Origin of the sequence: uncultured Methanobrevibacter sp., from assembly GCF_946184425.1 — an archaeon.
Lineage (GTDB): Archaea > Methanobacteriota > Methanobacteria > Methanobacteriales > Methanobacteriaceae > Methanocatella.
Window position 1 is genome coordinate 1 of record NZ_CAMHFP010000008.1, and the last position, 14,820, is coordinate 14,820.

A 14,820-nucleotide genomic window follows, 5' to 3' on the forward strand; every position below is an offset into this window, starting at 1 on the left:
TGAAATTATAGAATGCACCCATAGCATTACTTCCGCCACCAACACATGCAATGACCGCATTTGGAAGTCTACCTTCCTTTTCAAGGAATTGTTCACGAGCTTCCGCACTAATTACAGATTGAAAATCTCTTACAATCATTGGAAATGGATGCGGCCCCATAGTAGAACCGATAACATAATTTGTATTGTGAACATTGGCAATCCAATCTCTAAACGCATCATTTACTGCATCCTTTAAAGTTTTTGTTCCGGATTTTACTGAATGAACCTTTGCCCCCAATAATTCCATACGATAAACGTTCAATGCCTGTCTTTGAGTATCTACTTCACCCATAAACACTTCACATTCCATGTCTAAAAGTGCAGCCGCTGTTGCAGTAGCTACACCATGCTGTCCCGCGCCAGTTTCTGCAATCACTCTTGTCTTACCCATTTTTTTAGCAAGCAATACCTGACCTAAAACATTATTGATTTTATGCGCCCCAGTGTGATTCAAATCTTCCCGTTTTAAGTAAATTTTTGCGCCACCAAGGTCTTCAGTCATTCTTTCAGCATAATATAACAAGGAAGGTCTCCCTGCATATTCCTTCAATAATGTGTTAAGCTCTTCTACAAACTCAGGATTATTAATATAATAGTTATACTGTTCTTCCAAGTAAAGTAACTCATTCATTAATGTTTCAGATATGTATTGGCCACCATACTCACCATATCTTCCTTTACTCAATGTATTACCTCCATAATTTCTTTTATCTTCAAATCATCCTTAAAACCGTCAGTTTCAACACCCGAACTTAAATCAATTGCAAAAGGATTGAATTCTTCAATAGCTTTAGAAATGTTTGAAATGTTAATTCCTCCAGCTAAAAAGAATTTTTTATTAAAATCTTTTCTTATCAAACTCCAATCAAAAGTTTTGCCACTGCCTTTTCCACTATCCAACAGCAAATAATCAGAAATTGATTTATCAAATTCCAACAAATCTTTTTCATCGGACATTTCAATAGCATTAATAATTTTTAGTTCATAATTAGTTTTTTCTTTTAAATTCCTAATATACTCTTCATTTTCATTACCATGGAGTTGAGCAATTTCAATTACCCCTTTTTCAAACAGTTCAACAATTTCACCAATATCTGCATCAACAAAAACTCCTACAGAAAGTATGTCTGAATTTAAATTGCTTTTCATTTTTAAAGCCAAATCATGAGAAACTTTTCTTTTGGAATCTGCGAACACAAAACCTATGTAATCCGGTTCATACTTATTAACTATTTCAATATCCTCCAATCTTTTAAGTCCACAGATTTTAATTTTAACCATTCTTCAGTTCCTCAATTAAAGATTTTTTATCATCACTTTTCATTAAAGTTTCGCCAATTAAAACTGCATCGACATTATTTTCTTTTAATTTGGTGACATCTTCCTTTGTTTTAATGCCACTTTCTGAAATAAATATGATATTATCACTAACACATCTACGTAAGTTAATACTATTATCAATATCTACAGAAAAATCCTCAAGATTCCTATTGTTGACACCAATAATTTCAGCACCGACATTCATCGCAGTTCTGATTTCATTACCGTCATGAGTTTCAACAATAGCAGAAAGACCCAAATCATGAGCCAAATCCAAAAATTTCTTCAACTGAACAATATCCAATATAGAAACAATTAAAAGAACCGCAGAAGCTCCAAGCAATTTAGCTTCCCAAATCATATACTCATCTATGATGAAATCTTTCCTTAAAATAGGAATTGAAACATTTTCAGAAATTTCTTTTAGATAATCATTTGATCCCTGAAAAAAATACGGCTCTGTTAAAACTGAAATTGCAGAAGCCCCCGCATCTTCATATTCCTTTGCAATCCCAACATGATCAAAATCTTCACAAATTACACCTTTTGATGGAGAAGCTTTCTTAACTTCAGATATTATCGCTATTTGAGGGTCGTTTAAAGCCTCTTTGAACGGAAAATCATTACTGATTTCCATTTGAGAAACTTCGCGTTTGATTTCTTCTAGAGATTTGATTTCCTTAGCTTGTTTTAATCTTTCCTGAGTTTTTCCAACAATTTTTTCCAACATAATAATCAGCAATTTGTACATTCAATAAATCTTTCAAGCTGTTTTAAAGCTTTACCCGAATCAATAATTTCAGCTGCAAGTTCAACTCCCTCCCTTAGAGATTGAACTTTGCCTGCAACATACAGTCCTGCTGCTGAATTAAGTAAAACAGCATTTCTTCTAGGTCCTTTTTCACCATTCAAAACTGCAAGAGTAATCCTTGCATTTTCTTTGGCATCTCCTCCTACAATGTCTTCTTTTGAAGAAAATTCCATATCAAAGTATTCTGGAGATATTTCATAAGACATTGTTTTACCATCTTTAAGTTCACATACAAAAGTTTTATCACTAACAGATATTTCATCCATCACATCCAAACCATAAACAACAACCGCAGACTTTACACCAAGATTTTTTATAACTTCAGTAATAGGTTCCACCAATTCTTTTTCATATACTCCCAGCACTTGCATTGTAGCACCTGCAGGGTTTGTTAAAGGTCCCAGTATATTGAATATTGTTCGAATAGACAATTCTTTGCGAACACCTGCAACATATTTCATAGACAAATGATAATTCTGAGCAAATAAAAAACATAAATTAATTTCTTTTAAGCACTTTAAACTTTTTTCTGGAGGAACATGAATATTAACACCCAACTCTTCCAGCACATCTGCAGCACCACATTTACTGGACGCAGACCTGTTTCCATGCTTTGCAACAGGGACACCCGCCGCAGAAATAACAATTGAAGAAGTTGTTGAAATATTAAATGTATTAGAACCATCACCACCAGTTCCAACAATTTCTAAAACTTCCCTATCATTCAATAATCTTACACAATGCGCCCTCATCGCCTCAGCAGATGCAGTGATTTCATCGATTGTTTCTCCTTTCATTGACATGGCTGTTAAGTAAGCACTCATTTGAACTTCACTTGCTTCTCCACTCATGATTTCATCCATAGTTTGGTATGCTTCATCATAAGTTAGGTTTTGATGTTGATATACTTTTAAAATTGCTTCTTTAATCACTTAAATCACCCCTATTTTTTCTGCAAAATTTTTAAGAATAGCTGATCCATCAGGAGTTAAAATAGATTCGGGATGGAACTGCAAACCATATACATCATACTTTTTATGTTTAATTGCCATGACCTCACCGTCATCATTTGATATTGAAATAATATTTAAATCATCCGGAATGCTCTCTACAACCAAACTTAACGAATGGTATCTTCCAACTGTAATCTGTGAGCCTAAATTTTTAAAAATTTCATCATTATTGATTGAAATTTCAGAGGATTTTCCATGCATTAATCTTCCGGCATATGAAACTTTGCCTCCAAATGCGGTGCAGATGGACTGATGGCCCAAACAAACTCCCAAAATTGGAATTTTATCATAAAATTCCTTAACTAAATCAATACATATTCCAGCATTTTCCGGTTTTCCAGGTCCTGGAGATAAAATTATTGCATCAGGATTTAGATTTTTAATTTCATTCAATGTAATTTTATCATTTCTGTAAACTAAAATGTCAGAATTAATTTCACCAATCAACTGGAACAGATTATAAGAAAAACTGTCGTAATTATCAATTAAAAGAATCATTCTAAACCACCATCTGCGATTTTTAAAGCATTAATAACAGCTGCCGCTTTGTTCAAACATTCATCAAATTCATTATTCGGTACACTATCTGCAACAATTCCCGCACCGGAACGGATGAATACTTTATTATTGCGTGAAAAAGCAATTCTAATTGAAATACATGTATCAATATTACCGCTTAAATCCAAATATCCAATAGCTCCACCATAGATTCCTCTTTTATTATTTTCCAACTCGTTAATAATTTCACATGCCCTTATTTTTGGAGCGCCCGATAAAGTTCCTGCCGGCAAAATTGAGTCAATAGCTGCTAAAGAATCCAGATTTTGCCTTAATGTCCCAATTACAGTAGAGCCAATGTGCATAACATGGGAAAATCTTTCAACTGACATGTATTTATCAACCTTTACAGAACCTATCTCAGATATTCTGCCGATATCATTACGTCCCAAATCAACCAACATATTATGTTCAGCCAATTCCTTTTCATCAGCAAGCAGTTCTTCTTCAAGTTTTAAATCCTCCTCAGGTGTTTTTCCACGAGGCCGGGTTCCGGCTAGAGGAAATGTATATAATTTTCCATTATCCAATTTAACCAATGTTTCAGGAGACGCACCAACTATTTCTATATCGTTACTTGAGAAATAAAACATGTAAGGGGAAGGATTGGTTGTTCTTAAAACCCTATATGTATCAAATAAACTTCCCGAAATTTCTGCCTCTATCCTATTTGATAAAACGACTTGAAATATATCGCCTTCACGAATATAATCTTTAGCCTTATTCACCATATTGCAATATTTTTCACGTGAAAATGATGGCTTGAATTCAGATTTTAATTTTAAAGGTTCTATTTCTGTTTTTATGCCATTTTTTATTAAATTTGCAATGTCTTTTAAATCTTCACAAGCTTTCTTATAATTGTTTTCCAAATCGTCAGTTTTGATATTGGAAATAATAATTATTTTTTGCTTGAAATTATCAAAAGCGATTACCTTATCGAATAACATTATATCAATGTCCTTAAACTGGTCCTGATTTTCAGCATCCAGATTAAGAGAGGGTTCAGAATATTTAATATAGTCATATGCAAAATATCCGACAAAACCTCCAGTAAATGGAGGCAGATAATCTAATTTTGGAGATTTGTTTTTTAAAATCAAATCCCTTATTATTTCACCGGGATCATCAGTGTCAACAATGATTAAATTATCATTAAATTCATTAAAATCTGCATCACCCTTAATTTGAACGACACTGTTTTGACATGTGAATTCCAAAAGAGGATCAAATCCTAAAAAACTGTATCTTCCCCAATTTTCTACATCCTCAATACTTTCCAACATATAACAGTGGTTACTAATTCCTTTTAAAATTCGTAAAACTTCTATAGGAGTAGCAATATCTGAAAAAAGTTCATAAGATATTGGAATACGTTTATACTCCTTATTTTCTGCTAATTTTTTAACTTCATCAATATTTGGGGAAAACATTTTATCACTAATATAAAATTGTATAATGTACTATTTAAAACCTTGTTGTAACTTTTTGTACATTGTAAAATATTGGCAAAAAAATTTAATTCATCTTATCTTGTTCCTTGCTGAACTCAATAACAATCTTTTTTATTTCCCGACTTTCCAAATAAGGTAAATTTTCAGTTATTTCCCTTTCTAAATTCTTATTCAGTTCCAATCTTTTTTGAACATATTCATCGCCATCAAATTCACTGCGATACTGTTTATTCAAATTTGAATATTTGGTAATTAACGGTTGGAGAATCTTGCCAATATCTTCATCAAGCCTGTCATTAATAATTTTTCTTTTTCTAATTTCAGTTACAAAACCAACAACAGTTATGAAAAATCCTAAAACAGTAACAGTTAATGCAGGGACAAAAATTTTATCATTTCCTAAAAATGCAATAGCTGCTATAATTCCAATGAAAATTAGAATAACACCAATTTTTCTTAAATCCATGTGAACACCTTTAAAAATATTCTTTATTTTTGAATATTTAAATATTATTCCAATTTGAATTAATGAACTTTAAAAGCAAAATAAAAGAGATTATTGCAAATAAAGACATTACTCCAACAACAAATGGATTAGTGAACAGTATCTGTGAACTGTCAAGATGATAAACACTTTCACCAATCAGATTATTTAAAAAATGTCCAAAAATAGGAACTAAAATATTTTCACTTTTCAAATATAAAATTGCCACACATATTGCAAAAATAAAAGCTGAAAACATGCTTCCAAAACTATGAAGCGAAGCAAACAGCAATGAAGATATTAAAATTGCAAAAGTGGTAGGGACAATTAACTTTAGTTTATTTAAAAAAATACCTCTGAATATTAATTCCTCAACAATCGGAGAAAGTAAAACAACAGATAAAAATCCTAAGACTCCAAACAATCCTACATTCAAACTCATTGCAGGAAAAAATCTAAAATTATTAATGTTAATAATGTCCAGAAGAAAATTTGAAAAATACAGCATCCCATAAGAAAAGAAAATATTTAACACAACAATAGCAGCAATACTCTTAAATGAAATCTTGGAAAATATATTGGAAACTTCAATTTTAAATTGATCTGATGAATTCCTTAATTTGAATATGAAATAAACCAGAATAATCAGATATAAGTAAGATGAATGAATAGCAATGTTTAAAAAATTAAAACTAAACAATACCACCAATAAAATAATGAACAATATCAAAAATTCTACAAGCGGAATATTTTTAAGTTTTTCATTTAACACAGACATATTATCAAAAAAAAAATAATAAATGGAAACAATCCACAAATTTTAAATTTGAATAATTTATAATGTTGCTTTTAAAAATAAAAACAAATATCCTTTAAATAATCAAATACCTATTCACTTATTTTTACATCATCATAAATCGACATACGCATAGCTAATATCTAATGTAACTTATCACCTATGCATAATAACATTTTCCTCATTTTTTAGTATTACTGTATTTGAAAAAGTAATATTTGTTTTAATCGTCATCGAAGATAAAAACATCTTCTATATATTTTTTTCCCAACATTTTAGTAATATTATAGGCTAATAATAAGGAAGGGTTATAGCGAGCATTCTCTAAAGCGTTTACTGTTTGACGAGTTACACCAACTGAATCTGCGAGCTCTTGTTGAGTCATTCCTAATTTTTGGCGAAACTGTCTGATTTTAGTTTCCATATAATCCACCTATTTATATTTAAATATAAATGGTGATATTATTTCTTTTATTAAATTATATATAAATGTGTTGTATTAAACCAAAATATAATAACATCATTGAACAAAATATATAATATAATATTTTATGAGATGATATAAAATGGCTATACACCCTATTGAATTTAGATATGGTACTCCTGAAATGAAAAAAATTTGGGAGGAAGAAAATAAGTTACAAAGAATGTTGGATGTCGAATCCGCATTGGCACAGGCGGAAGGCAAACTTGGAATTATTCCCCAAGAAGTTGCAGATGAAATTGCCGCAAAAGCTACTACTGAATTTGTAAAACTAGACCGTGTAAAAGCAATTGAAGCTGAAACCAATCACGACATTGCTGCACTTTCAAAAGGAATTACAGAAGTTTGTGAAAATGGTGCTGGAGAATACGTGCACTTCGGTGCTACATCAAATGATATTGTAGACAGTTCAAATTCATTACTCATTAGAGACTCAATTGATGTTTTAAAAGAAAAATTAGAAAGATTAACTAAAATAATGCTTAAATTAGCTGAAGAAAATAAAATGAAAGTGTGTATAGGACGTACACACGGTCAACATGCACTTCCAACCACATATGGAATGAAATTCGGTATTTGGGCTGATGAACTTCACAGACAATATGTGAGATTAGAAAATGCAGAATCAAATGTTTGTATTGCAATGATGGATGGTGCTGTCGGAACTACTGCAGCATTAGGAGAACAAGGTTGGGAAATCCATAAAACCGTTGCTGAAATATTAGGTCTTCCAGCAGCTACAATAACAAACCAAGTTGTTCAAAGGGACAACCATGTTGAATTCATTAGTGTTTTAGCAAATATTGCAAGTACATTAGATAAAATAGGATTGGAAATTAGAAGTTTGCAAAGAACTGAACTTATGGAAGTTGGCGAATACTTCGATCCTGAAAAACAAGTTGGAAGCAGTACCATGCCACATAAAATGAATCCTATTACTGCTGAAAGAATCTGTGGTGTTGCAAGAATAATTAAATCATATGTAAATGCTGCTTTAGACAACAACCCTCTTTGGCATGAAAGAGACTTGACAAACTCTTCCTGTGAAAGAATAATGTTTCCGGAAAGTTGTATTTTGACTGATTACATCTTAAATCTAACCATAAAATTAATGACCAATTTAGTATTCTATGATGAAAATATAGAAAGAAACTTGAATCTAACCAATGGATTGATTATGGCAGAAAGATTGATGGCTGAACTTACCCGTGCAGGAATGGGAAAACAAACTGCATACGGAATTGTAAGAAAAAATGCAATTAAAGCAAATAAAGAAAAATTATTGCTTGGCGAATTAATCTTGGAAGATGAAGATGTTCAAAAGTACCTGACTGAAGCAGATGTTGAAAAAATTATGGATCCACACACATACATCGGGTCTGTGCCAATAATCATTGATGAATTACTTGAAAAATCTAAAGAATGGTTTTAGGTGAAACCATGATTAGTGTAAAACAATTAAAATCAATTGACCTGAGTTCCTTCACAACCATATTAACTGGTATTAATGTATTAATCGGAATATTCATTGCAATAGTAGCAACAATAGCAATCGGTGTGACTTCTCCAGGAAACCTTGGAATTGCAATTTATGTCATACCAACCATCATTGTCATTTCATTTATTTCAGGAATTTATCAAAATTTTTCAAACGGATTATTCTACAATTTCCTTTCAACAAAATTAAGAAATATTAATTTGGCATTTGATGAAAACAAACTTATTAAAATATCCACTACCGGAACTGCAACAATAATTGCAGTCATTACATTAATTCAAGTTCTATTGCTTTATTTAGTTTCTGTTTTGATACTTCCATTAGTTATTAATGCAACCATTCAAACTTTATTGTTTGGAGGCCAGCAAGTATTAGCTTATAATCTATATCAAATATTAATGCTTTTAAGCCAACCGATGACAATTATAATGATAATTTTCGGATCTTTTATAATTACATTCGTATTTGTTTTGATTGGAACTTACATATACAATTTTATTGCATCCAAAGGCAGAGCTGTGAATTTAGAATTATCTGAAGAAAATAATTTAACTGCAATTGAATCAATAGACATATTATCCTTTTCAATAGCTATCGCAATCATTTATGCAATATTAAATTTAATTATTGGAGCAATAATGTTAATTAGTGGTGGAAGTTTTATTAGTCTCATTACTAATGTATTAAGTGGATTGATTCTTGGATTTATTATTGCAGCAATATTTGCAGCAGGATATAATTTATTAGCTCCAAAAATTGGAAAATTAAAAATAGAATTAATTGATTTAAAAATCAATTAATTTTTACTTCTTTTTATTTCTGGCACATATCTCTTGAGCATTAATGAGAGAGATATGACAGTTACTGAACTTAATGCCATTGCAAGACCTGCCAGTGCAGGTTCAAATGTAATGCCAAATGCAGGATATAAAACACCAGCCGCAATTGGAATTAATATTGTATTATACGCAAATGCCCAGAAAATATTTTCTTTAATTCTTCTCATGACCTTTTTGGAAAATTGTACTGCAGCAACAACATTTTCCAAATCGCCTTCCATAACAACAATGTCTCCGCTTTCCATTGCAATATCCGTACCATTACCCATAGCAACACCAATATCTGCCTGAGTTAAAGCAGGGGCATCGTTAATACCGTCCCCAACAAATAAAACCTTTTTAGTATTATTAGCTTGAGTTTCTTTTACGATATCCAATTTATTTTCAGGAAGAATTCCCGCACGGACATTATCGATACCAACTTCACGGGCAACGGTGAGTGCTGTAGACTCGTTGTCACCAGTAAGCATATAAGTTTCAACACCCATCTTGTGCAATTCTTCAATAGTTCGTTTAGAATTAGCTTTAATTTTATCAGATAAACTTAAAAGACCTTTTACAGTTTTATCCTGAGCCAAAAAGATTATTGTTTTGCTTAATTTCTCAAGATTGTGATATTTTTCTATCAGCTGTGAAGATACTTCAACATTTTCTGCCTCCATCAAAGCCAGGTTTCCGGCTAAAATTTCAACATCGTTAATCTTAGCCTTTAAACCTTTTCCAGTTACATTTTCAAAATCAGTTGTTGAATCTAAACCTATATTAAGTTCCTTAGATTTATTTACAATAGCTTTAGCAATAGGATGTGTTGAATTTTGTTCCACACTAGCCGCCAATTTTATCAAATCCTCATCACTAATGCCATATCCGATTACATCATCGACTTCAGGTTTTCCTTCGGTTATTGTACCTGTCTTATCAAAAGCCGCAACATCGATCTGGCCAGCATTTTCTAAAGTATCCCCATTCTTAATTAGAATACCGAATTCAGCTGCTCTTCCAACACCAACAGTAACTGCAGTTGGAGTGGCCAAACCCAATGCACATGGACATGCAACGACCAATATTGAAATCAAGCATGTGAGTGAGAACAGTAACGGAGCCCCCAGGACAAAATACCATATTAAAAATACGATAATGGCTATGGACAAAATAACTGGAATGAAGTAAGTAACGATAGTGTTTGCAAATTTTTGAACAGGAGGTCTTGAACTTTGAGCCTTTTCGACTAATCGAATTATATTGGACAATACAGTTTCCTTTCCTATTTTTTGAGCTTTAATGTATAACACACCATCCTGATTAATGGTTCCAGCAAAGACCTCTTCATCATCTTTTTTAACTTTTGGAATAGGTTCTCCATTAATCATGGACTCATCAACATAAGACTCCCCACCAACAACATCACCATCAACAGGAATTTTTTCACCAGGTTTTACAAGCAGCAAATCATCTATGACAATATCAGCTATGGAAACTTCTTTTTGAGAGACAATTTCCCCATTTTCATCAAGTTCAATTGCAGTTGCAACAGTTGGCTGCAAACCAATTAATTCACGAATTGAATCAGAAGTTCTTTTTTTAGCTCTCGCTTCAAGATATCTTCCAATCATCAAAAATGAAGGAAGCATTACTGCTGAATCATAAAACATGAATGAATGATCAAGGACTATATGGAATGTTCCTAAAATACTTGAAACATAAGCGACTAGAATACCCATTGAGTACATTACATCCATATTGAGGTTTTTATGCATTAATCCGTTGATTCCAGCTTTTAAAATTGGTAAAGACACATATAAAAACGGTGCAATACTTACAATTAAAGAAAGCAATCCCATTGAAGATATATTGATGCCAGCGAAGTGTTTAATAGATTCTGTGATGCCCATTAAGGGATCCCATCCACTGAACATTAAAATCATTAAAATTGCTGAAAAAATTAAACCTACAATAATCCTGTTACGTTTTTCTTTTAAATCCTGTTGATATATCTCTTCCTCATCGATTTCAGTTTGTCCTTCAATACCTAAAAGCTCGAAACCTAATGATTCTATGACTTTTTCAATCTCTGCTATATCGACCTTTGATGAATCATACCTTATTTTTGCTGATTGAGAAGTCAAATCCGCTTTTACATCAAAAATACCGTCAAGCCTTATCAAAAAATTTTCAACATTCATTGTACATGAGGCACAATGCATGCCCTGAATTCTTAAAGTCATTTCATCGGAATGCAGCTCAAAACCTAAGTTTTTAACTAACCTTTCCATTTCCTCATAAGATATCTTTTTAGTGTTAACAGTCAAATGTAGTTTATTGGCTGCCAAATCCGCATCAACCTCTTCCACACCCTCAATTTTTTCAAAAGTTTTATTAACACTTAATACGCAAGAAGCACAGTGCATGCCTTCAATCGGTAAATCCATATGTTTATGCTTTACCACACTATCACAACCTTCACTATTATGAAAATAAATATTTATTTTACATATTATAAAAGTTTAGGTAACACTAAAATTACCAAAAAATAAAAAAAGAAGTTAATAATAATTAACTTTAATGTCTTTGTGAGGTATTGTTCTTCTAAATCTCTTTTTAGGATATCCTATAATAAACGTAGAATACATATGTTTATTGTTATCGATTTCTGGGAAAAATTTCATTAGTTTATCGTGATCAATTTCATCAGCTTTCAGTATAAACAGTGAATAGAAACCTCCAAGACCTAATGAATAAGCTAACAATTCCAAACGAGTATTGGCTATAACTGCACTGGTTTTATCTGTGGAAAATGTTAAAATAAGCTGATTACCTTCCCAAAGAAGCGGATGGAAATTTTTTGTGGAATTATCCCTTAAATAATCGCCGAATTCCTTAATTCTAAAGAATTCATTTTCTTCAACTTTAATAATATCATAAACAAGTTCCATGAATTCATCCAATTTTTCATCAATGACAACAAATTCAACATCCTGTTCGTTTTGAGCAGACGGAGAGTAATAAGCTCCTTCAAATAATTTAGAAAAAATTTCTTTATCAATTTTTTTGTTTTTAAACCATCGAATTGATCTTCTCTGTTTTAAAAATTGCAGCAAATCGTCGTATCCAATTGGAATTTCACGAGGATTATAATCAACTATTCTGTCTTCATGACCAGCGTAAGATTTAAGAGTAATGGCATTTTGTCTGCAGATTGCCATGCAATGACCGCATTCAAAGCAATTACTTCCGGTTTCAACAGCAAAATCTTCTACAACAATATTGTCCCGAATACAAACTTGCATACACTGTTTACATGCAGTACATAACCCCACATCAATAATTAATTTCATTTTATTAAAACACCATCCTGAAATACATTTAAAATATTATCAGTATCACCTAAAACAGAAACATCATCCAAAGGATTGGAATTGACTAAAATCAAGTCTGCAACATAGTTTTCTTTTACAAGACCTAAATTATCCTGACCTAAAAATTCAGCTGCCTTAACAGTGCCACTAGCTATTGCTTCATCACTGGACATTCCGATTTCAACCAAATTAATCAGTTCCTCCAAGTTATGCCCATGAGGAATAACACCGCTGTCAGTCCCCATTAAAATATTTACTCCCTCTTCATATGCAGTGGAAATATTCTCCTTGTGAACCTTAACAATTTCTTTTAATTTTTCTGTTTTTTCCTCAGCATAATTATCCCATGCAGGAAAACCATTTTCATATAAAAATTGATGGACCAGCATGGTCGGAACCAAACTAACATCCTTTTCAACCATTCTCTTAGATGTTTTTTTATCAATGAAAGTTCCGTGCTCAATAGATGAAAAACCTGCACTAATACAGTTATTCATTCCTTTTAAACTATGACAGTGTGCTGAAACTTTCATATCATTCACTTTAGCCTCATTAACAATAGTTTTAAGTTCTTTTTTATTAAATTGGGGAAATTCGGGTGAAGAATTAGTTGTTAAAACACCACCACTGCACATTACCTTAATAAAATCAGCGCCGGCACGTTTTACTTCCCGAGTCTTTTTTAGAACCTCCTCAACACCATCGCATCTTCCCTTCGGAAGACCAGGATACATTATCTCCAAATCAAATCCTGAAGGCAACAACAGATCAAAATGACCACCAGTCATAACCAATGGAACAACAGACAAATAAATTTTAGGCGCAGGGAATAATTTTCTTTGTTGGGCCAATTTAAAACTCAAATCAGCAGACCCGCAATCTCTAATTGAAGTAACGCCTGCATTAATTGTCTGACTTGCATGAGGAACTGCATTATAAAAATGAATCCCTAACGGATTTGCCATATTTTCCTCTTTGTGAAATCCTTTTGCAAAAATGTGAGTATGACAATCAATAAATCCACTAAGCAGATAGTTATCCTCACCATCTATTAGTTGAACATTATTTTTAACAGATATTTTACCTGAAAAAATCTCCCTAATAAGACCATCTTCAATCAAAACATTCTGATTAGATTTCACTTCATCAAATGGATTGACAACATTAATATTTTCAATTAGAGTTTGCATAACAATCCCCTATAAAATTTCTATGGTTCCATTATCCCCATCAACTTCCACCAAAGTTCCATTTACCAAATCCTTAGTTTCAGCCGGTGAGTCGACCATTGGAATGTCTGACATTATAGCACCTGTGGCTATAATCGGTTCCGCATTAAGGCAAATGATTGCTTTTGGAGCAGTATTATTTTTCATCATCTGAAAAATAACATATGAACCAACAGTAGAACCTTTCCCACCAGGAATAAACAATACTTTATCTTTAATTATTTCTCCTTTCAATTCATGATTTGGATCTATAATTTGACCATTTTCAGGATTTACTCCTCCAAGAAAACTAATAGGTTCTGTGGAAACAATCAATTCCCCTTTTGCTTTTCCTTTTGCTATATTTCTACATTCAATCATAAAAATCACTTATTTTAGAATAATTTATCTTCAACATATTCTCCATCGTTGAGTGCATTAGTTGATTGGATTGTGTCAACCAATGCCCAAATCCACACTACTAAAACTAATAAAAATCCAATCAATAACAAAATCAAAACAGCTGAGATTATATATGCTATTAAGAATAATACTCCCTTGTGGTTAAGCCCTAAATAAAATTGGCCTAAACCTGGGAAAATAACACTTAAAAGAATAGCTAGAACAATATTTTTTTCACTTTGAACAACTGGAACAGTAGTTTTTGCAGTATTTACTTTTTTAGACAAATCAAAACCACATTCAGGGCAGAATTTAAACTCACCATTAAGTTCATAACCGCAATTAGTACAGAATTTAAATTTTTTTGATTCCACCGGAATGACATCAATAGTCTCCTGTTCAATACTTTCAGAAGATTCATCCAAGGTAGAATCAATTTCTTCAACATCTGGAATAGGCTCAGCTTCACTTTTAGTAAGTAAAGCTCCACAGTTAGAACAAAATTTAGCATCTTTTACATCTTTTCCACAATCAGGACAAATTACCATAATTTCA

Annotated in this window: 16 protein-coding genes; 2 read left to right on the forward strand and 14 right to left on the reverse strand. The window is 32.1% G+C overall.

The annotated features are described in order from the left end of the window. The 9 genes from trpB to Q0P94_RS02610 form a co-directional block, all read right to left on the reverse strand. On the reverse strand, positions 1–727 hold a 727-nt coding region (gene trpB / locus Q0P94_RS02570), incomplete at its 3' end, for a tryptophan synthase subunit beta (protein ID WP_295113511.1). Then, positions 724–1,323: a phosphoribosylanthranilate isomerase gene (locus tag Q0P94_RS02575; RefSeq protein WP_295113512.1), complete on the reverse strand. Its 600-nt coding sequence runs from the start codon at positions 1,321–1,323 to the stop codon at positions 724–726. The genes Q0P94_RS02575 and trpB, both read right to left, overlap by 4 nt. Then, the gene (trpC, locus tag Q0P94_RS02580) at positions 1,316–2,092 is read right to left on the reverse strand and encodes an indole-3-glycerol phosphate synthase TrpC (RefSeq protein ID WP_295113514.1); all 777 of its coding nucleotides are present in this window, start codon (positions 2,090–2,092) and stop codon (positions 1,316–1,318) included. Before trpC ends, Q0P94_RS02575 begins: the two co-directional genes overlap by 8 nt. A 5-nt stretch (positions 2,093–2,097) precedes the next feature. Continuing rightward, entirely contained in the window at positions 2,098–3,105 is a 1,008-nt protein-coding gene (trpD, locus tag Q0P94_RS02585) for an anthranilate phosphoribosyltransferase (protein WP_295113516.1), read from the reverse strand. Beyond that, a complete protein-coding gene (locus Q0P94_RS02590) occupies positions 3,106–3,684 on the reverse strand; it encodes an aminodeoxychorismate/anthranilate synthase component II (protein WP_295113518.1) in 579 nt (192 codons plus the stop codon). Beyond that, entirely contained in the window at positions 3,681–5,177 is a 1,497-nt protein-coding gene (gene trpE / locus Q0P94_RS02595; protein WP_295113520.1) for an anthranilate synthase component I, read from the reverse strand. The genes Q0P94_RS02590 and trpE overlap by 4 nt, the downstream gene beginning before the upstream one ends. An 85-nt stretch (positions 5,178–5,262) precedes the next feature. Next, positions 5,263–5,664 (reverse strand): hypothetical protein, encoded by a 402-nt coding sequence (locus tag Q0P94_RS02600; RefSeq protein ID WP_295113522.1) that lies wholly within the window; start codon positions 5,662–5,664, stop codon positions 5,263–5,265. 37 nt (positions 5,665–5,701) lie between these two features. Continuing rightward, on the reverse strand, positions 5,702–6,460 hold the full coding sequence (locus Q0P94_RS02605) for a CPBP family intramembrane glutamic endopeptidase (protein ID WP_295113524.1): 759 nt from the start codon (positions 6,458–6,460) through the stop codon (positions 5,702–5,704). 241 nt (positions 6,461–6,701) lie between these two features. Further along, positions 6,702–6,902, reverse strand: a complete 201-nt coding sequence (locus Q0P94_RS02610) for a helix-turn-helix transcriptional regulator (protein WP_295113525.1) — start codon at positions 6,900–6,902, stop codon at positions 6,702–6,704. A gap of 142 nt (positions 6,903–7,044) precedes the next feature. On the opposite strand from Q0P94_RS02610, the gene purB reads away from it, so the two are divergent. Then, positions 7,045–8,394 carry an adenylosuccinate lyase gene (gene purB, locus Q0P94_RS02615; protein WP_295113527.1) on the forward strand — a complete coding sequence of 450 codons (1,350 nt, stop codon included), beginning with the start codon at positions 7,045–7,047 and terminating at the stop codon, positions 8,392–8,394. Between the two features lie 8 nt (positions 8,395–8,402). Beyond that, entirely contained in the window at positions 8,403–9,260 is an 858-nt protein-coding gene (locus Q0P94_RS02620) for a hypothetical protein (RefSeq protein ID WP_295113529.1), read from the forward strand. On the opposite strand, the gene Q0P94_RS02625 is transcribed toward Q0P94_RS02620, so the two are convergent. The 5 genes from Q0P94_RS02625 to Q0P94_RS02645 all read right to left on the reverse strand — a co-directional run bounded on the left by Q0P94_RS02625 (position 9,257) and on the right by Q0P94_RS02645 (position 14,813). Continuing rightward, positions 9,257–11,746 carry a heavy metal translocating P-type ATPase gene (locus Q0P94_RS02625; RefSeq protein WP_295113531.1) on the reverse strand — a complete coding sequence of 830 codons (2,490 nt, stop codon included), beginning with the start codon at positions 11,744–11,746 and terminating at the stop codon, positions 9,257–9,259. The genes Q0P94_RS02620 and Q0P94_RS02625 overlap by 4 nt on opposite strands. Before the next feature lie 96 nt (positions 11,747–11,842). After that, positions 11,843–12,634 carry a nitroreductase family protein gene (locus Q0P94_RS02630; protein WP_295113533.1) on the reverse strand — a complete coding sequence of 264 codons (792 nt, stop codon included), beginning with the start codon at positions 12,632–12,634 and terminating at the stop codon, positions 11,843–11,845. Beyond that, positions 12,631–13,845, reverse strand: coding sequence for an amidohydrolase family protein (locus Q0P94_RS02635; RefSeq protein WP_295113535.1), 1,215 nt, complete (start codon positions 13,843–13,845; stop codon positions 12,631–12,633). Before Q0P94_RS02635 ends, Q0P94_RS02630 begins: the two co-directional genes overlap by 4 nt. A 9-nt stretch (positions 13,846–13,854) precedes the next feature. Continuing rightward, a complete protein-coding gene (locus tag Q0P94_RS02640) occupies positions 13,855–14,244 on the reverse strand; it encodes a DUF126 domain-containing protein (RefSeq protein ID WP_295113537.1) in 390 nt (129 codons plus the stop codon). 14 nt (positions 14,245–14,258) lie between these two features. Further along, on the reverse strand, positions 14,259–14,813 hold the full coding sequence (locus tag Q0P94_RS02645) for a zinc ribbon domain-containing protein (protein ID WP_295113539.1): 555 nt from the start codon (positions 14,811–14,813) through the stop codon (positions 14,259–14,261). Between the last annotated feature and the right edge of the window lie 7 nt (positions 14,814–14,820).